The sequence below is a fragment of the Stenotrophomonas sp. STEN087 genome, assembly GCF_056759115.1.
In genome coordinates, this window is sequence record NZ_JBRRCR010000045.1 from 1 (window position 1) to 23400 (window position 23400).

The window sequence follows — 23400 nt, forward strand, 5'->3', positions numbered from 1 at the left end:
CCCGCCCGCGGAAGCCCGCGGGCCCTGGCCGCCTACGGGCCGCCCGGCCCATGCCCTCCGCCTCTGGACACGTTCCTGCGAGTGCGGTGCGTTTGACTGCCGATCATCCGTTCCTGGTAGCTGCCAACCTTGGTTGGCACAGCTTTTGATTCTGCTTTTCGCTTTTTTCTTTTGAATTTCCGCTCTCGTTCCGCGCGCGCAGGAAACTGTCCGGAGGCGGAGGGCTATCGCAGGCAGGACCGTAGGCGCCAAGGATGGCGCCTACGAGCTACATGGACGTATTTACGGCGTGTCCTGCCTGCGATAGCCCTCCGCCTCACTCCATGAACCGGAAGGCGCCGCCGAACAACCGCTTTTACTTCGCGTACTGCCCACCGCAGTTGGCATCCTTGCCCGGCCCCAGTTCAATCGTCGCCAGCAGCGCTGCCGGCGGGGCGATGCTCCCCAGTGCCAGGGCCACCGCGCCGCGCAGGCCGAGCGCCTTGAAGTCCGGTCGGAACGACGGATCCTTGAATGTGCCGCCGATGCGCAGTGGCGAGCGCAGCACCAGGATGCTCTTGTCCTTCGGACGCGGCTTCAGCAGCAGGTCCATCCGTTCATCGCGCAGGCTCACCGTACCTTCGCCGATGATGATGGTGTCGGTGGTGTCCACCGCCAACGCACGGCTGGTCATCAGGCCATCGCGCACGCCGAAATCGGCGAAGGCGCAGCGCAGCGGAATCTGCCGGTCACCGGTGAACAGGAATTTCAGCGACTCGGTGATGTCCAGACCGGCCAGCTCCATCACCAGGTTGCCGACATGGCCACGGCCCATCGCCACGCCGACATCGCCGCTGCTGCCGCCGAGCATGGCGGCAATGGAATTGCCGCGGCCGGTCAGGTCGATCTGGCCGCTGATGCCACCCTTGGCCTGCTCGGCCAGCTTCGCATCCGGGAACAGCTGGCCCAGCTGCACGCCGCGCACGCTGGCTTTCAGTGCGGTGGAAATCTGCGGCTGGCGGGCATCCATGCGGACGGTGCTGCGGATGTCACCGCCGGCCACGCCGAAGTTCAGCGGATCCAGCCGCAGCACGCCGTCATCCAGCAACAGGTGCGCGTCCATGTCGTCCAGCGGCAGCGAGGGCGCGTTGATGCGGAGGGCCTTCCAGCGGACGTCGGCATCCATCGCCCGCAGCTTGCCCAGGTTGTACGGGGTGTCGGGCAGCACGCGCGGGCTGGCGGCGACCTGTGCGGCCTGCGCCTTCTGCTCGGCATTGGCGGTCTCGCCGCCGCCGGTCTTCGGCGGGGCACCGACGAAGCCGGCGAGGTCGTCGAAATCGAGCCGGCGCGATTCCAGCGTGGCGGTCAGGCGCGGGCGGTCGCGGCCCACTTCGAACTGCAGGTTGCCGCCCAGGTCGCTGTCGCCGACCTTGCCGGTGAACCCTTCGTAGCGCCACACGTTGTGGTCGCGCTTGAGCCGGCCATCGAGCGCATAGGGCGGCGAGGGCGGGATGGCGATGCCCAGCAGCGGGTAGAGGTCGGCCAGGTCCTGTCCACTGAGTGCGAACTGCAGGTCGAACACCTGCAGCGCGAACGGGTTGGTCAGCGTGCCGGTGGCCACTGCGTGGGTGCCGCCGGCACGCCCATCGAGGTGGATGCGGAACGGGTGCTCGCTGTCGGTCAGTTGCAGCGGCGATTCGGTGCCGCCACTGAGGGTGAACGGATTGCCCTGCCAACGGCCCTGGCCTTTCACAAGCAGGGGCGGAGCGGCGTCGGCCTGTTTCGCTTCGCCACTGCGCACGCCGACGCGGATGTCGGTGCGGCCCAAGGCGTCCAGGTACTGCAGGCGCCCGTCATCGATGCGCAGGCCCTTCAGCTGCAGCGAGCTTTTGCCATCGCTGGCCGGCAGGAAATCCCAGTTGCCGGCCTCGCCCTTGCGCGGGGCGGCTTCCAGCAGCACGTCGGGGCGGGTCAGGCGTACTTCCGGCAACTGGATGCTGCCACGGAGCAGGGGCCAGACGCGGACGTCGATCTCCACGCGGTCGGCATTGGCCATGGTGGCCTGCTTCGACCACGAGGCATTGGCGAAGGTGATCGCATCGGCGCGGATGGTGCTGGTGCGGCCGAGGTCGACATCCAGGTGGCCGATGTACAGGGCGCGGCCGGTGCGGGCCTTTACCGCGCGTTCCACCGGCCCCTTGAACCAGTTCCAGTCCCACAGCGCGATGAGGATGAGCAGTGCGGCCAGCAGGAACACCAGCACGGCCAGCCAGCGCTGGCCACGTGGGCCGGGGCGGCGGAGGCGCCAGCGCGAGGCGCGCGGTGCAGCAGGGACAGGGGCAGGGGCAGCATTCACGCTGCCATGGTTGCCCCATCCGGGTGGACGGGGCGCGAAGCGCTCATGTGCATGGTGTGCACATGGGCGCCCGCCGGCAGGGTTACAGGACCTGCATGGTCACCGCGACGAAGTGGCAGACGCTGCCGCCGATCACGAACAGATGCCAGATTGCGTGCGAATAGGGGATCGATTCGCGATGGTAGAAGTAGGTGCCCAGCGTGTAGGACAGGCCGCCGGCGAACAGCCAGGCCAGGGTCCCGCCGTCGATGGAGGCCCACATGGGCTTGATCGCCACGATCACCAACCAGCCCATCGCGATGTAGATGCCGGTGGAAAGCGCCTTGAAGCGGCCGGTATAGAACAGCTTGAACACCACGCCGCCCAAGGCCAGCGCCCAGATGGCGGTAAACAGGCCCCAGCCCCAGGGGCCGCGCAGGCCGATCAGGGTGAACGGGGTGTAGGTGCCGGCAATCAGCACGTAGATGGCGCAGTGGTCGAAGACCTTCAGCCGGCCTTTGGCCGTGGGGTGCTGGATGGCGTGGTACAGGGTGGAGGCGGTGTACAGCAGCAGCAGGGCGATACCGAACACGATGGCGCTGGCAAGCTGCCAGCCGTCGCCGTAGATGGCGGCCAGGGTGATCAGGACGGCGCTGGCGGCCAGCGCGAACACGGCGCCGAGCCCGTGGGTCAGGGCGCTGGCGATTTCTTCACGGATGGAAGCAACAGTCGTGGAGGACATGGCAATGACGTGGTTCGCGGGGAGGGGGACCCGCAGCCCCCCTATCATCGCCGCGATGGCGGGCGCTTGCACCCCCGCCACCGTATGGGGGATGAATCCGCCCCCTCCGCGCAACGGGGTCAGAGCCCTTTCCTGCGGAAAGGGATCCGACCCCTGGCTTTCACGTGTACGGGGTCAGACCCCTTTCCGCCAGGAAAGGGCTCTGACCCCGCAGTTTCAGCCCGCCGGGACGGTGTGCGCCGCTTCGCGGGTGGCCGAGAAACGCACGTCCGGCGAGCGTTCCTGGGCCAGCTGGAGGTTCACCCGGGTCGGGGCCAGGTAGACCAGGTGGCCGGCGGCATCCAGGGCCAGGTTCAGTGCGTTCTTCTCGCGGAACTCTTCCAGCTTCTTCTCGTTGCTGCAGTGGACCCAGCGTGCGGTGGAGACGCTGACCTGCTCGAAGGTCGCTTCCACGCCGTATTCGTCCTTCAGGCGGTAGGCGGCCACGTCGAACTGCAGCACACCCACCGCACCCAGGATCAGGTCGTTGCTGGTGAGCGGGCGGAAGAACTGGGTCGCACCTTCCTCGGACAGCTGGGCCAGGCCCTTCTGCAGCTGCTTGAGCTTGAGCGGATCGCGCAGGCGCGCGCGGCGGAACAGTTCCGGGGCGAAGTTGGGGATGCCGGTGAAGGTGACCGCTTCGCCTTCGGTGAAGGTATCGCCGATGGAGATGGTGCCGTGGTTGTGGATGCCGATGACATCGCCCGGCCACGCTTCGGCGGCGATCTCGCGGTCGCTGGCCATGAAGGTCAGCGCGTTGGCCAGTTTCATGTCCTTGCCGGTGCGCACGTGGAAGGTCTTCATGCCGGCGCTGAAGCGGCCCGAGCAGATGCGCATGAACGCCACGCGGTCACGGTGCTGCGGATCCATGTTGGCCTGGATCTTGAACACGAAGCCGCTGAGCTTGTTCTCTTCCGGCGCGATGATCCGGCCGGTGGTGGTGCGCGCCTGCGGCGGCGGGGCGTGCTCGACGAAGAAGTCCAGCAGCGGCTGCACGCCGAAGTTGTTCACGCCCGAGCCGAAGAACACCGGGGTCTGCTTGCCGGCGCGGTAGGCCTCCAGGTCGAACGGATGGCTGGCGCCCTGCACCAGTTCCAGTTCGTCGCGCAGTTCGGCCAGCATCTGTGCACCGATCTTCTCGGCCAGGCCGGGCGCATCGATGGACGGGAAGATGGTCGAATCCTGGCGGGTGAAGTTGCGGCCCGGTTCGTACAGGTGCACTTCGCCGGTGAGCAGGTGGACCACGCCCTTCAGGCGCTGGCCCATGCCGATCGGCCAGGTGACCGGGGCGCACTGGATGCCCAGCACGGTTTCCACTTCATCCAGCAGCTCGATCGGGTCCTTGCCCTCGCGGTCGAGCTTGTTGATGAAGGTCATGATCGGGGTGTCGCGCAGGCGGCAGACTTCCATCAGCTTGATGGTGCGCTCTTCCACGCCCTTGGCCACGTCGATCACCATCAGCGCCGAGTCCACCGCGGTCAGCACGCGGTAGGTGTCCTCGCCGAAATCGGCGTGGCCGGGGGTGTCGAGCAGGTTGACGATCTTGCCTTCGTACGGGAACTGCATCACCGAGGAGGTGACGGAGATGCCGCGCTCCTTTTCCAGCGCCATCCAGTCGGACGTCGCGTGGCGGGCGGCCTTGCGGCCCTTCACCGAACCGGCCATCTGGATCGCACCGCCGAACAGCAGCAGCTTTTCGGTCAGCGTGGTCTTGCCGGCGTCAGGGTGGGAAATGATGGCGAAGGTGCGGCGACGCGACGCTTCGTTGGCGACTTCGGACATGGCAGTGGCGCCCGCCCGGGGCGCTTTTCAAAGAGATAAGCGCCCGATTATACCGGCCGGGGCCGGTCAGCGCCCGGTGCCACCGTCGGCGTCGCCCTGGCGGGCGAACTGCAGCTGGCCCTGCGCGGTGAAAATGCGCACCGGCACCGAGCGCAGGCCCATGCCACGGTTGACCTGGACCACGAAGTGCAGGTGCGGGGCGGTGCTGTAGCCGCTGTTGCCGGACAGGCCGATCGGCTGCCCGGCCTGCACCGCCTGGCCGGGGCGTACACGCATGCCGCCGGCCTGCAGGTGGCCGTACAGCGCCATGCTGCCGTCGCTGTGCAGGATGCGGATGAAATTGGCGCGGCCGGCATCGCGTTCGCGGTCCTGGCCATTGGCCTTGAAGCCATCCTGCACCTGCATCACCGTGCCCTCGCGCGCGGCCATCACCAGGGTGGCCTCGGGCAGGGCGAAATCCACCGCGTCGCGGTTCTCTTCGTCCTGGTGGCTGAAGCGGCCGTTCGGGGCCTGGTCCACGCGCAGCTGCGGTGCTTCGAACGGCAGCCGGTAGGCCACGTCCTCCGCCTGCGCGGCAGGATTGCCCGGCACCGACTGCAGGCGCACGTCCAGGCTGCGTCCTTCGGCGGGGGCGGGCAGGTGGCCGATCACCAGGCTGCCACCTCCCTGCACCAGTGAGCGCACCGGCAGGCCCTTGATGGCGCCACCGGGCGCCGGCCGCAGTTCGATCTGCACCGGGCCGGCCAAGGGATTGTCGATGCGTGCCTGCCATTGCCCGCCCATCGCCTGCAGGCGCAGCTGGGTGGTCGGCGCGGCCTGCGGGGCGACGTCGCCGGCCGCAGCGGTGCCGGGCTTCGGTACCAGTCCCCAGCCCTGGCGCCAGTCGCTGGCGTGGACGGTTGCGCTGGCCAGCAGGGGCAGCAGCAGGCAGGACAGGGGCAGGCGGGGCATCGACGGATCCAGCGGAAAGGGCGCTGGGGACTGTAGCGGATCCTGAACACGGGGACCGGGCGCAGTTCCCGGAATGGCGGTTCATTTATTCCATCGCTTTATCCGTATGAAGGGATTGACAGTGACGGAAAGGGCTGGCATCGTGGCTCCACCATCGAGACCGGCAGAGGGACAGGCCCTTTGAAGCCGGGGCAGCCCGCAGACGCGAAAGCGTCCGCGTAGGTGCCAAATCCTGCGGGGACCGTGGCGTCCACCGAAAGATGGTTCGAACCATGCACCGCACGTGCATCTCGAACGCGAGCCCCGCGAAGGCTCGATGGCCGATTCCCCACACGGATCCCGCCATGAGCTTCGCCCCCAGCACCGCCGCCCGTCCCGAATCCTTTGTCCCCGTCAGCGTGCCGGTCGATGACCGCGTGCATGCCGAGCGCGGCGAGTTCGCCGCCGTGCTGTCGATGCGCCACGCCGGGGCCAGCCCGGTGCGCCTGCGCTACGAGTGGGTGGGGCCGGCCAACGCGCCGGTGGTGGTGCTGGCCGGTGGCATCTCCGCCCATCGCCACGTCGCCTCCAATGCACAGTTCAGCGAGAAAGGCTGGGCCGAGGGCCTGGTCGGCAGCGGCCGCGCGCTGGATCCGCAGCAGCTGCGCGTGCTGGCCTTCGATTTCATCGGTGCCGATGGCGCGCTGGACGTGCCGATCGATACCGCCGACCAGGCCGATGCGCTGGCGCTGCTGCTGGACCATCTCGGCATCCGCGTGCTGAAGGCCTTCGTCGGCTATTCCTATGGCGCGCTGGTCGGCCAGCAGTTCGCGATCCGCCACCGCAGCCGCGTGCGCCAGCTGGTGCTGGCCAGCGGCGCGCACCGCCCACACCCGTATGCCGCCGCCTGGCGCGCGCTGCAGCGCCGTGCCGTTGCGCTGGGCCAGCTGCAGTGCGGCGAAGACCACGGCCTGGCCCTGGCCCGGCAGTTCGCCATGCTCAGCTACCGCACCCCGGAAGAATTCGGCGAGCGTTTCGACGCGGCGCCGGAAGTGGTCAACGGCCGCGTGCGCGTGGCCGCCGAAGACTACCTCGATGCCGCCGGTGCGCAGTACGTGGCGCGTACGCCGCTGACCGCCTACCTGCGGCTGTCCGAATCGATCGACCTGCACCGCGTGGACCCCGCCGCCATCCTGCCGCCCACCGTGGTGGTGGCCGTGGAAGGTGACCGCCTGGTGCCGCTGGCCGACCTGGTCGGCCTGGTCGAAGGGCTGGGCCCGCGCGGCAGCCTGCGCGTGCTGCGCTCGCCCTACGGCCACGACGCCTTCCTCAAAGAAACCGATCGCATCGACGCGATCCTCGCTACCGCCTTCCGCACTTCTGGAGAGTCCGCATGAGCCTCTACGCCAACGAGCCGTCCTGTAGCCGCACCACTGCCGCTGTCCGCGCCGGCATCGACCGCGACACCGCCCACGGTGCGGTCACCCCGCCGATCGTGCTGTCGTCCAATTTCAGCTTCGATGGCTTCGGCAACAAGCGGCAGTACGACTACACGCGCAGCGGCAACCCGACCCGCGACCTGCTGGGCGAAGCACTGGCCGAACTGGAAGGCGGCGCTGGCGGCGTCATCACCGCCACCGGCATGGGCGCGATCAACCTGGTGCTGAACGCACTGCTGGAGCCGGGCGATACCCTGGTGGTGCCGCACGATGCGTACGGTGGCAGCTGGCGCCTGTTCAATGCACTGGCCAGGAAGGGCCACTTCACCCTGGTCACCGCCGACCTCACCGACCCGCGTGCGCTGGCCCAGGCGCTGGCCAGCCAGCCGAAGCTGGTGCTGGTGGAAACGCCGTCCAACCCGCTGCTGCGCATCACCGACCTGCGCTTCGTCATCGATGCCGCGCACAAGGCCGGTGCGCGGGTGGTGGTGGACAACACCTTCCTGTCGCCGGCCCTGCAGCAGCCGCTGTCGTTCGGTGCCGACGTGGTGCTGCATTCGACCACCAAGTACATCAACGGCCACAGTGACGTGGTCGGCGGCGCAGTGATCGCGCGCGACCCGGCGGTGCACGAGCAGCTGGTGTGGTGGGGCAACGCGCTGGGCCTGACTGGTTCGCCGTTCGATGCCTTCCTGACCCTGCGCGGCCTGCGCACCCTGGATGCACGCCTGCGCGCGCACCAGGAGAACACTGCCTCGATCGTGGCCCTGCTGGATGCGCATCCGGCCGTGGCACGCGTCTATTACCCCGGCCTGGCCGACCATCCCGGCCACGCCATCGCCGCGCGCCAGCAGAGCGGCTTCGGCGCCATGCTGTCCTTCGAACTGGCGGCCTGCGAAGGTGAGGATCCGCATGCGGCGGTGCGCGCCTTCGTCGATGGCCTGCGCTACTTCACCCTGGCCGAATCGCTGGGCGGCGTCGAAAGCCTGGTCGCGCACCCGGCCACCATGACCCATGCGGCGATGACCGCCGAAGCACGTGCTGCCGCTGGCATCAGCGAAGGCCTGCTGCGCCTGTCGGTGGGCATCGAAGCCGAGCGTGACCTGCTGGCCGACCTCGACGCCGCGCTGCAGCGCGCCGAAGCGGTGATCGGCGCTGGCGTGCGCCGCAAACAGGTGGTGGATGCATGAGCGCGCTGGCTGCTGACATTCCCGCGCTGGGCGGTGGCCGCCTGGCCCTGCTCGGCACCGGCACGGTGGGCACGGCCTTCGTGCAGCGCTACCAGGCGCTGCAGGCGCGCGGGCTGGACCTGCCCAGCGTGCAGTGGCTGGCCAATTCGCGCACGGCGCTGGCCATCGACCGCGATCTGGCGCTGCCGCTGGAACTGGCCCGACGCGCGCCGCGTGACGGGCAGAGCTCGCCACCGTGGGCCAGCACCGAAGGGCTGGAACGCGGCGACGTGGTGGTCGATGCCACCGCCAGCGAGGACGTGGCCGCACGCCACGTGCAGTGGCTGGCCCGCGGCGTGCACGTGGTGACGGCCAACAAGCTGGGCCGCGGTGCGCAGCTGGCGCGCGCGCAGGCCATTGCCGAAAGCTGCGCCGACAGCGGTGCGCGCTACGGTGACAGCGCCACCGTGGGGGCCGGCCTGCCGCTGCTGAGCAGCCTGCGCGCGCTGGTGGCCGGCGGCGACCACATCCATGCGATCGAAGGCGTGCTGTCCGGATCGCTGGCCTGGCTGTTCCATCGCTATGACGGCCGTTCACCGTTTTCGCTGGCGGTGCGCGAAGCGCTGGACGCCGGCTATACCGAGCCCGATCCGCGCGTGGACCTGTCCGGCGAGGACGTACGGCGCAAGCTGCTGATCCTGGCCCGCAGCAGCGGGCTGGCGCTGGATGCGGCGCAGGTGCAGGTGGAGTCGCTGGTGCCGGCGGCGCTGGCAGACGTGCCGCTGGCTGAGGCATTGGCCGCGCTGGAACAACTGGACGCGCCGCTGCAGGCGCGCTGGCAGCAGGCGCACGCGCAGGGCCGCGTGCTGCGCTTCGTCGGCCGTGTCGATGCCGGTGGGGCACAGGTGGGACTGCGTGAGCTGCCCGCCGATCATCCGCTGGCACAGGGGGCGGGCACCGACAACCGCGTGGCCATCCACAGCGATCGCTACCGCCAGCAGCCGCTGCTGATCCAGGGCCCGGGCGCCGGGGCGGAAGTCACGGCCGCGGCGCTGCTGGATGACGTGTTGCGGATTGCGGGCTGACGGCCTGCCGCTGCGCTCGCCGGGCATGGCCCGGCGCTACCGCCCATGTCCGCCGGACCGTGCCCGGCGGATCATGCCCTGCAGGGCCGGATCTCAACGCGTCTTCAATACCTTCAACAACGCTGCGTTGAACTGCTTCGGGTCCTGCACCTGCGGCGAGTGCCCGAGTTCGGCGAACTCGACCAGGGTTGCGCCGGGAATCGCCTCCGCGGCCGCCTTGCCCAGCGCAGGGTAATTGCCCAGCGTGGCCTTCAGTTCCGGTGAGGCGCGGTCGCGGCCGATCGCGGTGCGGTCCTTCTGGCCGATGAACAATGCAGTCGGTACCTGCAGGTGTTTCAGTTCGTAGACCACCGGCTGGTTGAACACCATGTCCGAGGTCAGCGCCTGGCTCCAGGCCACTGCCTGCTTGCCGGCGCCTTCATACATGCCCGACTGCATGCGTGCCCAGTGCTCGTAAGCGGGCTTCCACTGGCCGTCGTAGTACACATCCAGCTGGTAGCGGCGGATGCTGTCATAGCGGGTCTTCAGTTCGCCGGCATACCACTCGTCGACGCTGCGCCACGGCACGCCCAGCGCCTTCCAGTCTTCCAGGCCGATTGGATTGACCAGCGACAGGCTGCGCAGATCCTGCGGGTACATCAGCGCGTAGCGGATGGCGAGCATGCCGCCCATCGAATGGCCGACCAGGTGCACCGGCTGGTCGCCGAGCTGCAGCTGCTGCAGCAGTGCGTGGGTGTTGGCGGCCAGCTGGCCGAACGAATACTGGTAGCGCTCGGGCTTGCTGGCCTTGCAGAAGCCCACCTGGTCCGGTGCGATCACCCGGTAACCGGCGGCCACCAGCGGTGCGATGGTCTGCTGCCAGGTGGCCGCGCAGAAATTCTTGCCGTGCAGCAGCACGACCACGCCGATCGCCTTCTTCTTCGGCGTGACGTCCAGGTAGGTCATTTCCAGCGGCTGGCCCTGCGACTGCAGGGCGAAGGTCTTCACCGGATAGCCGTAATCAAAGCCTTCCAGGCGCGGGCCGTAGGTCGGTGGCGGCGCGGCCAGGGCGGACAACGGCAGGCAGGCAAGCAGGGCGGCGGCGATCACGCGCATGGGAGAGTCCGGGGCAGGGGAGCCCCGAGCCTAACCGGAACACGATGACGGTGTCGTTCCGCCAGGTAGAGTCGACCGCTGGTCGACTGCCCTTGAACAACGCGCGGACCGCCCGCGCTGCGCGCGATAGTCGCCCCGCGGTCGCCTCTACCAACGGGTCGACCGCGCCGAAGCCCTCAGCACTCGATGACGTTCACCGCCAGGCCGCCACGGCTGGTTTCCTTGTACTTGTCCTGCATGTCGCGGCCGGTATCGCGCATGGTCTTGATGACCTTGTCCAGCGAGACCTTGTGCTTGCCGTCGCCACGCATGGCCATGCGCGAGGCGTTGATCGCCTTCACCGCACCCATCGCGTTGCGCTCGATGCACGGAATCTGCACCAGCCCGCCGATCGGGTCGCAGGTCAGGCCGAGGTTGTGTTCCATGCCGATTTCCGCGGCGTTCTCGATCTGGCTGGGGTTGCCGCCCAGCGCTGCCACCAGGCCACCGGCAGCCATCGAGCAGGCCACGCCCACTTCGCCCTGGCAGCCGACTTCGGCGCCGGAGATCGAGGCGTTTTCCTTGTACAGGATGCCGATCGCCGCCGAGGTCAGCAGGAAGTCAAACACGCGCTGCTCGTTCGCGCCCGGGCAGAAGCGGTCGAAGTAATGCAGCACCGCCGGCAGCACGCCGGCCGCACCGTTGGTCGGCGCGGTGACCACGCGGCCACCCGCAGCGTTCTCTTCGTTCACCGCCAGTGCGTACAGGTTGACCCAGTCCAGCGTGGTCAGCGGGTCGCGCATCGCGGCTTCCGGCTTGGAGGACAGCTCGCGGTACAGCGCCGGTGCGCGGCGGCCGACCTTCAGGCCGCCCGGCAGCACGCCTTCCTCGCGGATGCCACGCGCCACGCACGACTGCATCGCGCTCCAGATCTCGCGCAGCTGGGCACGGATCTCGTCCTCGCTGCGCCAGCACTTCTCGTTCTCGAACATCAGCTGGGCGATGCTCAGGCCGCTGCGCGCGGTCTGCGCCAGCAGCTCGTCGCCGCTCTTGAACGGGTAGGGCAGCGGGGTCTCATCGGGCACGATGCGGTCATCGGCTGCGTCGTCCTGGTTGACCACGAAGCCGCCGCCCACCGAGTAGTAATCGCGGGTGGCGATCACTTCGTCCTCGGCGTTGTAGGCGGTGAAGCGCATGCCATTGGTGTGGTACGGCAGCTTCTGGCGCTTGTTCATGCCGAGGTCGCGCTTCTCGTCGAAGGCGATCTCGTGCTGGCCCATCAGCTGGATGCGCTTGCTGCTGCGGATGCGCTCCAGGGTGGCCGGGATGATGTCCGGGTCGATCAGGTTCGGGCGCTGGCCTTCCAGGCCGAGCAGGATCGCCTTGTCGGTACCGTGGCCGCGGCCGGTCAGCGCCAGCGAACCGTAGACGTCGGCGCGGATGCGCGCCACTTCGTGCAACCGGCCCGGGTCGAGCAGCCAGCGGTGGATGAAGCGCTCGGCGGCCTTCATCGGCCCGACGGTGTGCGAGGAACTCGGACCAATGCCGATCTTGAAAACGTCGAACGTGCTGACAGCCATGGTTGCCGTACTGCGGGTACCGGAAGAGACCGCTATTCTAGCGGTTCATTGCCGCAAGCCATGGCTGCGGCGCAGCATTTCCAGCAAGGGGCCCGAACCGGTGTTGACCCTGTTCCAGCGTGACGACTGCCACCTGTGCGACATGGCCCTGGCCGAGCTGGCCAAGGCGCGGGCGCCGGAGTTCGATTCGGTGTTCCTGGACGACCAGCCCGGGCTGGAAGCGCGCTATGGCGCGCGGGTGCCGGTGCTGCGTGACGAGGCCGATGGCCGCGAGCTGGACTGGCCGTTCGATGCGGCCGGTGTGCGGGCCTGGCTGGCTGCGGGGTGAATCCGCCGGGCATGGCCCGGCGCTACCCTGCATCAACCTTCCAAGGTAGCGCCGGGCCATGCCCGGCGGCAGACCCGTCTTATTTCGCGTCGAACTTCACGATCGTGCTGATCGAGGTCTCGTCCGGGATGGTCTTGGTGTCGGCCCAGTCGCCGCCGCCCACGCCGAAGTCCAGGCGCTTGACCGTGGCCTTGCCGGTCAGCACCGGCTGCGTGCCCGGCTTCCAAGTGAAGGTGAGGGTGACCGGCTTGCTGACGCCGCGCAGTTCCAGCGTGCCGTCGGCGGCGTACTGGTCGTTGCCCACGGCGCGGAAGCCCTTGGCGGTGTAGTGCGCGGTGGCGAACTTGCCGACGTTGAAGAAGTCCGCGCCCTGCAGGGTCGAGTCACGGTCGCTGTTGCCGCTCTTGGCGCCGGCCAGCGGAATCACCACGTCCAGCGAACCGGCGGCCGGGTTGGCCGGGTCGAAGCTGAGCTTGGTGGCAAAGCCCGGGAAGCTGCCGGTGAACACTTCGCCGTCGTACTTGGTGGCGAACACCAGGATCGAGCCGGCGCCGGGGGCCTGCGCGTAATCGGCGGCCAGCACCGGGGCGGTGGCCAGCATGCCGGCCAGGGCGGCGGCCACGGCGGCCGGGGTGGTCAGTTTCAGGGTCATCGGTCAGTCCTTCTGGGGGGAGGCGAGCCAGCCGCGCGGCAACATCCGCGAGAGGGTGGCATCACGCTGGAACAGGTGGTGGTAGAAGGCGGCGCCGGCATGGGCCAGCACCACCGCGATCAACAGCCAGAAACCGTATTCGTGGATGGCATGGGACACCGCGACGGTCTGCGGGTCGGGGCCGCCCAGCTTGGGCACATCGACCAGGCCGAACCAGCGGAACGGACGCAGGCCGCTGGCCGAGTCGTACAGCCAGCCGGACAGCGGGATGGCGAACATCAGTACGTAGAGCAGCACGTGGGTGGCGCTGGCGATGCGTTCCTGCCAGCTGGGCACGCCCGGCACCGGCTTCGGCGCGCCGTCATACAGGCGCCAGCCGAGGCGGAACAGCACCAGCGCCAGCACGGTGATGCCGATCGACTTGTGTGCGGTGTAGACCCAGAAGTATTTCGGGGTCTTCGGCAGTTCACCCATGGTCAGGCCGACGATGCCCAGGGCAAGGATGAGCAGGGCGATCAACCAGTGCAGGGTCTGGCTGACGCTGCCCCAGGCGGCGGGAGTGTTCTTGGCGGTCATCGGGAATCCTTGGGGGCCGTCGTGCTGTCGGAGTGGGAACCAGGGGCGGGAGTTCCCGGGGCATCGCTGCGGTCGAACGCCGCTTCGGCCTCGATCCTCACCTGTACGGCATCACCGATCACGCCCGGCCAGGCCGTGATGCCGAAGGCACGGCGGCTGAGCGTGGTGGTGGCGGAGAAGCCGACGGTGCGGCGGAACGGCGGCAGCGGATAGCGCTTGACCGCGTTGAGGGTGACATCGAGCACCACCGGCTGGCTGACCCCGCGCAGGGTCAGGGTACCGGCGACCTGCGCATGCTTCTCATCGACCGGCTCCACGTGGGTGGAGACGAAGCGTGCACTGGGGAAGCGTTCGCCATCGAGCAGGCTGCGGGCGAGGGTGGCCTGGTTCCATTTGTCATCGCCCAGGTCCAATCGCGACACGGGAATCTCGACGTCCAGGGTCGCTTCCCGCCAGTTGTCGGGATCGAACCGCAGCTGTCCCGCACTGCCGGAAATCGTGCCCATCGCCTGCGAGTAACCGGCGTGGTCGATCGAGAACAGCACGCGGGTATGCACCGGATCGATGCGCCATGCATCGTTGCCGGCCCAGGCCGGGGCGGCGGCGAGCAGCAGGGGCAGCAGGGCCAGGCAGGAACGCATCGGCAGGGCTCGGCGGAAAGGTGCCTCGATCATACGCACAGGCCCTGTGCTGCGCTGTGTGCACGGCTGCAACAGTTCGTGGTGGCAATGTGGCTGGAAACAGCCTGTTGCAGCGATGACCCCGGCCCTGTGTGACAATCGGCGCAGGACAGGGGGTTCAGGATGAAGAGCGGCTGGCGCCGGTACTGGCGGTGCATCGCAGGGGCAGGTCTGTTGCTGGTGGCGTTGGCCACCTCCGCGGCGACCTTGGACATGGCAGGTGAAACACCGCGCCTGCGCCGTTTCGGTGCGGCCGAAGGCTTGCCCTCGCGCATGGTGCTGGCCCTGGCCGAAGACCGCACCGGGCACATCTGGGCGGCCACCGATGGCGGCCTGGCGCGCTATGACGGCGGCACCCTGCGGGTCTGGCAGCACGATCCGGAACAGCCCGGCTCGCTGCCCGGCAACGAGATCGAAACGCTGATGGTCGATCCGCTCGACCGCGTCTGGGTCGGCATCAACGGCAAGGGCGTGGCCCGGCTGGATGCCGACCGTGAGCGCTTCAAATCCTTCGACGCACTCAACAACGAATGCCAGGGCCAGGCCTGGACCCTGGCCTACGCCCGGGATGCGCTGTGGGTCGGCAGCAGCACCCATGGCGTCTGCCGCATGGGCGAGGACGGCAGCCTGCGTTTCTTCCGGCAATCGGCGGACGGGCTGCCCAGCGACACCATCTACAGCAGCCTGGTCGACGCGCAGGGCCGCCTGTGGCTGGGCACCGAGGCGGGCCTGGCACGCTGGAACGGCACCGCCTTCGAAGCGGTGGCCGCGCGCGAGCTGGGCGCGGTGAGCGTGCTGCGGCTGAGCCGTGACGCCGAGGGCGCGATCTGGATCGGTACCCAGAACGATGGCCTGTACCGGATCGATGCGCAGGACCGGGTCAGCCGGCCGCGCTGGGCCGACAGTGCCCAGCTGCGTTCGGCCATCGTGCTGGCCGACCGCCAGGGCGGTTACTGGGCCGGCACCTCCGATGGCCTGCTGCGCGGTGATGCGGCCCAGCTGCGGCGCCTGGAAGGCGACCGCGGCAGCGGTTTCCTGACCAGCCACAGCGGCGTGCTGGATCTGCTGCAGGACCACGAAGGTGGCATGTGGGTGGCACTGCTGACCCAGGGCCTGGCCTACCTGCCGCCGGACTGGCGGCGCTTTTCCACCTGGTACCAGCTGGATGGTCGTCCGCTGGACAGCCAGTACCTGCTGAGCGCGGCCAGCGACGGCCGCAACTACTTCGTCGGCTCGGCCCACGGCGTCTACCAGGTCAATGCGCAGGGCACGCTGAGCCTGCTGGCCAGCGATCGCGAACTGGGCAGCGGTGCGGTGTGGTCGGTGCTGCCGCGCCCGGATGGCAGCTTGTGGTTGGGCCGCGCGGGGCGCCTGAGCGTCTACGACCCGGCGCGGCGCACGCTGCGCGACTGGCCCATTGCCGGTGGTGCCGACCTGCGCCAGCGCATCGACCTGATGCGCGAGGCGCCGGATGGCACGGTCTGGATCTCGGTGATGAACCTCGGCCTGCAGCATCGCGCCAGTGATGGCCGGGTGCTGCGTACCTTCGAGCTGGCCGCGCTGGGCGGCGAAGGCGATGTGCCGGTGGAGCAGATACGCTTCGATGCGCGCGGCCAGACCTGGCTGGTCGGTGCGATGGGCATCTGGCGCGAACAGGCGGACCGTTTCGTCGCCGTGCCCGGGGTGTCGCAGGGGCAGATCTTCGATCTGGTCTGGATCGACCCGCAGCAGGTGTGGCTGGCGCGGCAGGGAGCGTTCGAACGCTACCAGTGGGACGGCCTCGGCCTGCGCCTGATCCAGCGCGTCGATGCCACCTACGGCATGCCGCCGGTCAGCATGGGCGGGCTGGCGCTGGGCCGCGATGGACGTGTGTGGGCGACCACGCCGCGCGGGCTGCTGCGCTGGGATCCACAGACGCGGCGCGTGCAGCAGTTCAACGAACGCGATGGCCTGCCCGATGCCGAGTTCACCGGTCGGCCGCCGGCGATCGGCGCCGACGGCCGGGTGCTCGCGGTCACCCAGACCGGCCTGGTCGGTTTCGATCCCGATGCGTCCGACGTGGAGCTGCCGCCCTCGCAGCTGGTGATCGCGCAGGTGCGCGTGCGCCGCGACGATGCGCGGGGCTGGCAGCCGCTGCCGGCCACCGGCACGCTGCTGCTGGGCCCGGATGATCGCGACCTGCAGATCGACGCGCGCCTGCTGTCCTACGCCAACCCGCAGGGCAACCGCTACCGGTTCCGCGTTGAAGGCTACGACCAGAACTGGGTGGAGCAGGGCGGTGATGGCCAGCGCACGCTGTCGCGGCTGCCGCCGGGGCTGTATGCGATCGAAGTGCAGGCCGCCACCGCCAGCGGGCCGTGGACGGCTTCGCAGCGGCTGCAGGTGAAGGTGCTGCCGCCGTGGTGGCGCAGCGGTATGGCCATCTTCGGCTACCTGATGCTGGGCTCGCTGTTGTTGCTGGTGATGGTGTGGTCGATCCGCCGGCGCCTGCGGCGGCGCCAGCAGTGGCAGTTGACCGTGCACAAGCAGCAGCTGGCCGAACAGGCCTCGCAGGCCAAGAGCCGCTTCCTGGCCACGCTGGGGCACGAGGTGCGCACGCCGATGACCGGCGTGCTGGGCATGAGCGAGCTGCTGCTGGCCACCGAGCTGGACCCGGTGCAGCGCAGCTATGCCGGTTCGATCCAGCAGGCCGGCAGCCATCTGCTGCGGCTGGTGAACGACGCACTGGACCTGGCCCGCATCGAAGCAGGTCGCCTGGAACTGGATATCCGTCCGTTCGATCTGAACGGCCTGCTCGACCAGGTGCAGGCGCTGATGCAGCCGATGGCGCAGCAGCGGCAGCTCGCATTCCGGCGCGAGGACGCGCTGCCCGGTCCGGTCTGCGTCAGCGGCGATGAAATGCGGGTGCGGCAGATCCTGCTGAACCTGCTCGGCAACGCGGTCAAGTTCACCGATCATGGCTACGTGGGGCTGGGCGCGATCCTCGACGAGGATGGCAATGGCGTGACCTTCGAGGTCAGCGACAGTGGACCGGGCATCAACGCCGAGCAGCAGCGCCGGCTGTTCCACCGCTTCGAACAGGCCGACGGGCCGCGCACCGCCTCGCGCTACGGCGGCAGTGGGCTGGGGCTGGCGATCTGCCAGGAACTGGCGGTGGCGATGGGCGGGCGCATCGACGTGGACAGCCAGCTGGGCCGGGGCGCGCGTTTCCGCGTGTGGGTTCCGCTGCCATGGACCCGGCAGGCGGCGTCGGCGCAGAGCGAGGTGAGCACGGTGCCGGAGCTGCCGGCCCTGCGCATCCTGCTGGTGGAAGACGATGTGACCGTGGCCGAGGTCATCGCCGGCCTGCTGCGCGCACGCGGGCACCAGGTCGTGCATGTGCTGCACGGGCTGGGCGCGCTTTCGGAGATCGCCACCGACGGCTTCGATGTCGGCCTGCTCGACCTGGACCTGCCGGCGCTGGATGGCACCGCCATCGCCCGCCAGCTGCGTGCGATGGGCTACGAGCTGCCACTGGTGGCGGTGACCGCGCGCTCCGATGCGTATGCGGAAACCCAGGTGCTCGCCGCCGGTTTCGACGGGTTCCTGCGCAAGCCGGTGACCGGCGACCTGCTGGTGTCGGCGATCCAGCAGGCCCGGGCAAAACGCCGGGTGGATGTCTGATCGAGGCACTGGTTGGCGTGAATGCCCTGACTTTCGGTTTACCATGCCGACGCCGCACAACGCGGGGTCCATCAACAGGCAGTGTGAGGAGGCAATCGGTGGCGTATCTGCGGGCGGCGACGCTGCTGCTGATCCTCCTGTGCGTCCTGGCGCCCGTGGCCGCGCAGCCGGTGCCGCCGACCCCGCGGCAGGTGACCGTGTTCGACGGCCTGCCGTCCAACACCGTCAACCGCATGGCCGAAGACCGCTACGGCTACCTGTGGATCGCCACCAATGACGGCCTCGCCCGCTACGACGGGCGCAATTACCGTGTCTGGCGTTCCGAGGACGGGCTGCGCGACAACCGCATCTGGACCGTGCTGGTCGATGCCCAGAACGAGCTGTGGATCGGCACCGAGAATGCCGGCCTGGTGCGCATGTCGGCCGACCGCCGGCAGCTGCGCTTCTACGACCGCAGCAGCCAGCCGCTGATGGCCAGCAACACGGTGTGGAGCGTGGCCTCCACACCGGACGGATCCATCTGGTTCGGTACCTACGGCGGTGGCCTGTACCGGCTGGATGACAAGGACCGCCTGCAGCGCTTCCTGCCCGAACTGGACAACCCGCGCAGCGTGCCGGCCGCTTCGATTCCGTTCCTGGCGACCCTGCCCGATGGCACCCTGTGGGTGGGGACCAAGCACGGCGTCGCGCGCTGGACCGGCACCGATTTCGAGCGCATCGACGCCGACGCGCTGCCCAGCCAGCTGGTCAATGGCCTGACCGCCGAGCCGGACGGCAGCCTGTGGATCAGCACCGTGGCCGGCGCCACCGTGCGCCGGCCTGACGGCCATTTCGAAGCACCGCAGTGGCAGCTGCCCGCCGGTGACGAAGTGCTGGGCATGATGTTGCGCGATGAGCAGGGCGGACACTGGCTGGATACCCGCAGTGGCCTGGGCCGCGCGGTGAATGGCCAGTACCAGACCGTGCCGCTGTACAGCGCCGTGGCGCGTGGCCAGGTGCGGCCGAACTGGGCCGGCGCCTATGAAGACCGCGAAGGCGGCATCTGGCTGGCCAGCACCAATGCCGGCCTGTGGCACCTGCTGCCGCGCTGGTGGCAGTTCTCGGTGTTCTCGCGGCTGGAGGACGATCCGTCGTCGCTGCGCAACGCCTACGTGCTGGGCACCAGCCCGTCCGCCAACGGCGGCGTGTGGACGGTCGGCAGCCACGGTGCGCTGGACCGGTTCGACCCGCGGAGCGGTGACATCGAGCAGCACCGCACCTTCCTCAATGGCATGCACTGGCTGACCTCGGTACGCGAGGATCGGCACGGCCAGGTCTGGGTCGGTTCGACCGATGCGCTGCTGCGTTACGACCCGCGCACCCGCGCGCTGCGGCGCTGGGACAACGACAGCGGCGCCGATGCCACGATGGAAGGCAACATCGACGCGATGATGACCTGCGATGGCGACAGCCTGTGGCTGATGCTGCCGTCGGGCCTGCAGCAGCGCGATCTCGACGGCCACCTGCGCCGGCAGCTGGAAAACGGCCGCGACGGCCTGCAGGCCGGCCAGCTCAACATGGATGTCGAATGCGGTCCGCAGGACCGGATCTGGCTGGCCAGCAGCCGCGGCCTGCTGCAGTGGCAGCCGGAAGCACAGCGCTTCCAGCCCGTGCCCGGGGCGCCGGCCACGCCGGTGTATGCGATCGATGTGGGCGCCGATGGCAAGGTCTGGCTGTCCGAGGACGGGCGCCTGTCGCGCTACCTCTGGCGCAATGGGCGCCTGGAGCGGCAGGCGGTGATCGGCAGTGAGCAGGGCTACCCGGCCATCGCCGCGACCGGTCTGGTGGTCGACGCGCAGGGCGTGGCCTGGGCCAGCGGTGCGCGCGGCCTGGTGCGGGTGGGTGCCGATGGCCGGAGCGTGCGCCTGTATGGCGTGCATGACGGCCTGCCCAGCCAGGAATTCCGCGACCACACGCTGATCGCCACGGCGAGCGGACGGCTGGTGGCTGGTACGCCGGCCGGCGTGGTGGCCTTCGATCCCGACCTGGTGCGACCTTCAACCCGGCGCGCGCCGCTGGTGATCGAGCGGGTGGAGGTGCGCCGCAACGAACAGGTCCTGGACCTGACCCACGACACGCCGCTGCAGATCGCCGACGGTGATCGCGACCTGCGCATCGTCGCGCGCCTGCTGTCCTTCGCCGATTCGGCGTCCAACAGCTACCGCTACCGGCTGACCGGTTACGACCCGGACTGGGTGGAAGTGGGGCCTGGCGGCGAGCGCCTGTTCTCGCGCCTGCCGCCGGGTGCGTACCGGCTGGAAGTGCAGGCGCGCTCGGCCGACCACGTCTGGTCGCGGGTGGAAGCACTGGAGTTCCATGTACTTCCACCGTGGTGGCGCAGCCTGTCCGGGTTGCTGGTGCTGACGTCCATCGCACTGCTGCTGACCAGCTGGTTCGCCTGGCTGTACCGCCGCCGCCTGCAGCGCAGACACGCCTACCAGCTGGCCCTGCACAAGCAGGAACTGGCCGAACAGGCGTCGGCGGCGAAGACGCGGTTCCTGGCCAACCTGGGCCATGAGATCCGCACGCCGATGACCGGCGTGCTGGGCATGAGCGAACTGCTGCTGGCCTCGCCGCTGGACCCGCAGCAGCGCGGTTACACGCAGTCGATCCGCCATGCCGGCGAACATCTGCTGCACCTGGTGAACGATGCACTGGACCTGGCCCGGATCGAATCGGGGCGCCTGGAGCTGCAGTCGCGACCGTTCGCGCTGAACGGCCTGCTGCAGGACCTCGCCGCCCTGATGGGGCCGCTGGCCGCGCAGAAGGGCCTGCGCTTCGTGCTGGACAACCGGCTGCCGGCGGGCCTGCAGGCCACCGGCGATGCGATGCGGGTGCGGCAGATCCTGCTGAACCTGCTGTCCAACGCCGTGAAGTTCACCAGCCGCGGCACCATCACCCTGCTTGTTCGCTGCGAGGACGGCCCGCGTGGCCTGCATTTCGAAGTACACGACACCGGCCCGGGCATCAGCCAGGAACAGCAGCAGCGCCTGTTCCGCCGTTTCGAGCAGGCCGACGGCGCACGCACGGCCGCGCAGTACGGTGGCAGTGGCCTGGGCCTGGCGATCTGCCGCGAGCTGGCGCAGGCCATGCAGGGCCGGATCCGGGTGGAGAGCCAGCTTGGCAGTGGCACCCGCTTCGAAGTGAGCCTGCCGTTGCCGCTGCACCAAGATGGCGCGAACGAAGACGGTGAGGCGATGCGGGGCGAGGACGCCGTGGCGAACATGCCGGCGCTGCGCATCCTGCTGGTGGAAGACGATGCCACCGTGGCCGATGTGGTGATCGGCCTGTTGACCGCGCGCGGCCATGAGGTGGTGCATGCCGGCCATGCGCTGGCGGCGCTGCGCGAGATCAGCGCGGGCGATTTCGATGTCGGTCTGCTGGACCTGGACCTGCCGGGCCTGAGTGGTTTCGAGCTGGCCCAGCACCTGCGCAACCAGGGCTACATGTTGCCGCTGCTGGCGGTGACCGCGCGTACCGACGCGGACCTGCAGGAGCAGGTGGAGGCCGCGGGCATCGGCGGGTTCCTGCGCAAGCCGGTGACCGGTGAGCTGCTGGTTGAAGCGATTGCGCGGGTGCTGGGTAGGTAGGTTTTTTGCAGGGCTTGCAGCCCTGCACCTGCTTCAATCAACGGCAACGTCAACTTCAAAAGCTGGCTATCCGTGGGATGGCGGGGTGGGTCCGGTTGAGGGGGACGCCGTAAACCCGTCCATGGGGGCTTGGTCGCGCCATCCATGGCGCTCACACCCCCTCAACCGGACCCACCCCGCCTTCGACAGACTTCCGCGATCTGTCGGAACGGCGCTCTGCTCTGGTGGGTGCCGACCGTTGGTCGGCACGGGGTCGGATCCCGTTGCTGCGCAACGGGCTCTGACCCCATTTCTGCGACGCCTGGCATTTGGCCGCGATCCAACCCAATGTGAAACTCATGCCGATGGCGATTACGTCCTGTGGCCGCGCACGATGGCCAACCACGGCGCGAAGGCCGTGTCGAAATCAGCCGGCTGCAGGTCGCTCCAGCTGCGCTGGTAGACCGACTGCCCCGAGCTGACGTCGAGGATTGCTGCATCGCACTCGCCCGAGCTCCAGTAGGTGATGTTGGAAACAACGTGCTCAGTGTCGATGTCGAGGCTACCGGCAGGCTTTTCTGTCGGGCGGCAGCGCGTGGCAGTGCCATGGTTTTCAGCCCAGATCAGAAAGGCATCCAGCCACTCGACATGGATTGTCGGGTCGCGAGTCATGGCGCTCCGGCCGTTGCAGGTTCCTGCCCGTAAGATAGGCAGGCCGACCGGGCGTGTCATCTGCCGCTGCTGCATGTCCATCGAACTCCGCCACCTGCGCTACTTCCTCGCCGTTGCCGATACGCTGCACTTCGGCCAGGCGGCCGAGCGGCTGGGGATGTCGCAGCCGCCACTCAGCCAGCAGATCCGGCAGCTGGAAGAGCTGATCGGGGCGCGGTTGTTCGTGCGCAGCCATCGCCGCGTGCAGCTCACTGCCGCGGGTGAACTGCTGCAGGAGCGGGCGCGGGCCATCGTGCAGCAGGTGGAAACGGCGGTGGACGAGGTGCAACGCGCGCAGCGCGGTGAGCAGGGCGAGCTGCATATCGGCCTGACCCGGGCCACGCCGCTGTCGCCGCAGATTCCGCGGTCGATCCTGCAGTACCGGCAGCAGTACCCGCAGGTGCGCCTGCAGCTGAGCGAGATGAACACCCTGCAGCAGATCGATGCGCTGCTCGATGGCAGCCTGGACGTGGGCATCATCCGCAAGCGTGCGCTGCCGCCGGAACTGGTGGCGCACAGCCTGTTTGTCGATCCGCTGGCGTTGATCGTGCACGCCGACCACCCTGCCCTGCGCCGGCTGTCGAAGCAGGGCACGCTGGCGCTGCGTGATTTCGCCCAGGAGCCGTTCGTGGCGTTCCGCCGCAGTGCCGGTGCCGGCATCCACGACCACATGATCGCGCTGTGTGCGGCGGCGGGGTTCACCCCGCGCATCGTGCAGGAGGCGGGCGAGGCATCGACGCTGATCAGCCTGGCGGCGGCCGGTCTGGGTGCGGCGATCCTGCCGTCGTCGTGCGACCACATCCGGGTGGAAGGCGCGCGCTTCGTGCCGCTGGCCGACGCCGGGGCGCATTCGGAAGTGCAGCTGGCCTGGCGCCGCGAAGGGGTGACACCGTTGATCCGCAATTTCGCCGGATTGCTGCGCGGGGCGTTCGCGGGCGGGTGATGCGCCGCGCTGCGCGCTCGCCGGGCATGGCCCGGCGCTACGGCCGACCCATCAACACAGGCCGTGTTGCCGGCCAGCGGCCGGC

General features: G+C 69.0%; 17 protein-coding genes and 1 riboswitch. Of the genes, 7 read left to right on the forward strand and 10 right to left on the reverse strand.

Annotated features, from left to right (window positions below; all coding sequences use genetic code 11):
* Positions 1-355: 355 nt before the first annotated feature.
* From ACVOK1_RS12870 to ACVOK1_RS12885, 4 genes are all read right to left on the reverse strand, one after another.
* Positions 356-2335 carry an AsmA family protein gene (locus ACVOK1_RS12870; RefSeq protein ID WP_481562289.1) on the reverse strand — a complete coding sequence of 660 codons (1980 nt, stop codon included), beginning with the start codon at positions 2333-2335 and terminating at the stop codon, positions 356-358.
* Between the two features lie 82 nt (positions 2336-2417).
* Positions 2418-3056: a PAQR family membrane homeostasis protein TrhA gene (trhA, locus tag ACVOK1_RS12875; protein WP_079222824.1), complete on the reverse strand. Its 639-nt coding sequence runs from the start codon at positions 3054-3056 to the stop codon at positions 2418-2420.
* A 216-nt stretch (positions 3057-3272) separates the two neighbouring features.
* The gene (locus tag ACVOK1_RS12880) at positions 3273-4877 is read right to left on the reverse strand and encodes a peptide chain release factor 3 (RefSeq protein ID WP_481562290.1); all 1605 of its coding nucleotides are present in this window, start codon (positions 4875-4877) and stop codon (positions 3273-3275) included.
* A 66-nt stretch (positions 4878-4943) separates the two neighbouring features.
* On the reverse strand, positions 4944-5828 hold the full coding sequence (locus tag ACVOK1_RS12885) for a M23 family metallopeptidase (protein WP_481562291.1): 885 nt from the start codon (positions 5826-5828) through the stop codon (positions 4944-4946).
* 148 nt (positions 5829-5976) lie between these two features.
* Positions 5977-6095: riboswitch (SAM riboswitch) on the forward strand.
* Positions 6096-6172: 77 nt separating this feature from the next.
* On the opposite strand from ACVOK1_RS12885, the gene metX reads away from it, so the two are divergent.
* The 3 genes from metX to ACVOK1_RS12900 are packed head-to-tail and all read left to right on the forward strand — an operon-like array spanning position 6173 to position 9500.
* Positions 6173-7204, forward strand: coding sequence for a homoserine O-succinyltransferase MetX (metX, locus tag ACVOK1_RS12890; RefSeq protein WP_481562292.1), 1032 nt, complete (start codon positions 6173-6175; stop codon positions 7202-7204).
* A complete protein-coding gene (locus ACVOK1_RS12895) occupies positions 7201-8436 on the forward strand; it encodes an O-succinylhomoserine (thiol)-lyase (protein WP_108769656.1) in 1236 nt (411 codons plus the stop codon). The genes metX and ACVOK1_RS12895 overlap by 4 nt, the downstream gene beginning before the upstream one ends.
* Positions 8433-9500, forward strand: coding sequence for a homoserine dehydrogenase family protein (locus ACVOK1_RS12900; RefSeq protein WP_481562293.1), 1068 nt, complete (start codon positions 8433-8435; stop codon positions 9498-9500). The genes ACVOK1_RS12895 and ACVOK1_RS12900 overlap by 4 nt, the downstream gene beginning before the upstream one ends.
* Positions 9501-9593: 93 nt before the next feature.
* Here ACVOK1_RS12900 and ACVOK1_RS12905 read toward each other — a convergent pair whose 3' ends face one another.
* Both ACVOK1_RS12905 and ACVOK1_RS12910 read right to left on the reverse strand, forming a co-directional pair.
* The gene (locus ACVOK1_RS12905) at positions 9594-10595 is read right to left on the reverse strand and encodes an alpha/beta fold hydrolase (RefSeq protein ID WP_406235133.1); all 1002 of its coding nucleotides are present in this window, start codon (positions 10593-10595) and stop codon (positions 9594-9596) included.
* A 176-nt stretch (positions 10596-10771) separates the two neighbouring features.
* Entirely contained in the window at positions 10772-12154 is a 1383-nt protein-coding gene (locus ACVOK1_RS12910; protein WP_010482751.1) for an L-serine ammonia-lyase, read from the reverse strand.
* 100 nt (positions 12155-12254) lie between these two features.
* Here ACVOK1_RS12910 and ACVOK1_RS12915 point away from each other — a divergent pair, with 100 nt between their 5' ends.
* Entirely contained in the window at positions 12255-12482 is a 228-nt protein-coding gene (locus ACVOK1_RS12915) for a glutaredoxin family protein (RefSeq protein WP_481562301.1), read from the forward strand.
* Between the two features lie 79 nt (positions 12483-12561).
* Here ACVOK1_RS12915 and ACVOK1_RS12920 read toward each other — a convergent pair whose 3' ends face one another.
* The 3 genes from ACVOK1_RS12920 to ACVOK1_RS12930 are packed head-to-tail and all read right to left on the reverse strand — an operon-like array spanning position 12562 to position 14351.
* Positions 12562-13134 (reverse strand): YceI family protein, encoded by a 573-nt coding sequence (locus ACVOK1_RS12920; protein WP_079222816.1) that lies wholly within the window; start codon positions 13132-13134, stop codon positions 12562-12564.
* A gap of 3 nt (positions 13135-13137) precedes the next feature.
* Positions 13138-13710, reverse strand: coding sequence for a cytochrome b (locus ACVOK1_RS12925; RefSeq protein WP_481562294.1), 573 nt, complete (start codon positions 13708-13710; stop codon positions 13138-13140).
* The gene (locus ACVOK1_RS12930; protein ID WP_481562295.1) at positions 13707-14351 is read right to left on the reverse strand and encodes a YceI family protein; all 645 of its coding nucleotides are present in this window, start codon (positions 14349-14351) and stop codon (positions 13707-13709) included. The genes ACVOK1_RS12925 and ACVOK1_RS12930 overlap by 4 nt, the downstream gene beginning before the upstream one ends.
* 162 nt (positions 14352-14513) lie before the next feature.
* Here ACVOK1_RS12930 and ACVOK1_RS12935 point away from each other — a divergent pair, with 162 nt between their 5' ends.
* Together ACVOK1_RS12935 and ACVOK1_RS12940 are read left to right on the forward strand one after the other, a co-directional pair.
* Positions 14514-18053 carry a sensor histidine kinase gene (locus ACVOK1_RS12935; protein WP_481562296.1) on the forward strand — a complete coding sequence of 1180 codons (3540 nt, stop codon included), beginning with the start codon at positions 14514-14516 and terminating at the stop codon, positions 18051-18053.
* Between the two features lie 98 nt (positions 18054-18151).
* A complete protein-coding gene (locus tag ACVOK1_RS12940; RefSeq protein ID WP_200753662.1) occupies positions 18152-21682 on the forward strand; it encodes a hybrid sensor histidine kinase/response regulator in 3531 nt (1176 codons plus the stop codon).
* A 351-nt stretch (positions 21683-22033) separates the two neighbouring features.
* Here the strand turns inward: ACVOK1_RS12940 and ACVOK1_RS12945 are convergent, their stop codons facing one another.
* The gene (locus ACVOK1_RS12945; RefSeq protein WP_216821987.1) at positions 22034-22333 is read right to left on the reverse strand and encodes an immunity protein TriTu family protein; all 300 of its coding nucleotides are present in this window, start codon (positions 22331-22333) and stop codon (positions 22034-22036) included.
* Between the two features lie 73 nt (positions 22334-22406).
* On the opposite strand from ACVOK1_RS12945, the gene ACVOK1_RS12950 reads away from it, so the two are divergent.
* The gene (locus ACVOK1_RS12950; protein WP_108767338.1) at positions 22407-23315 is read left to right on the forward strand and encodes a LysR family transcriptional regulator; all 909 of its coding nucleotides are present in this window, start codon (positions 22407-22409) and stop codon (positions 23313-23315) included.
* Positions 23316-23400: the final 85 nt, after the last annotated feature.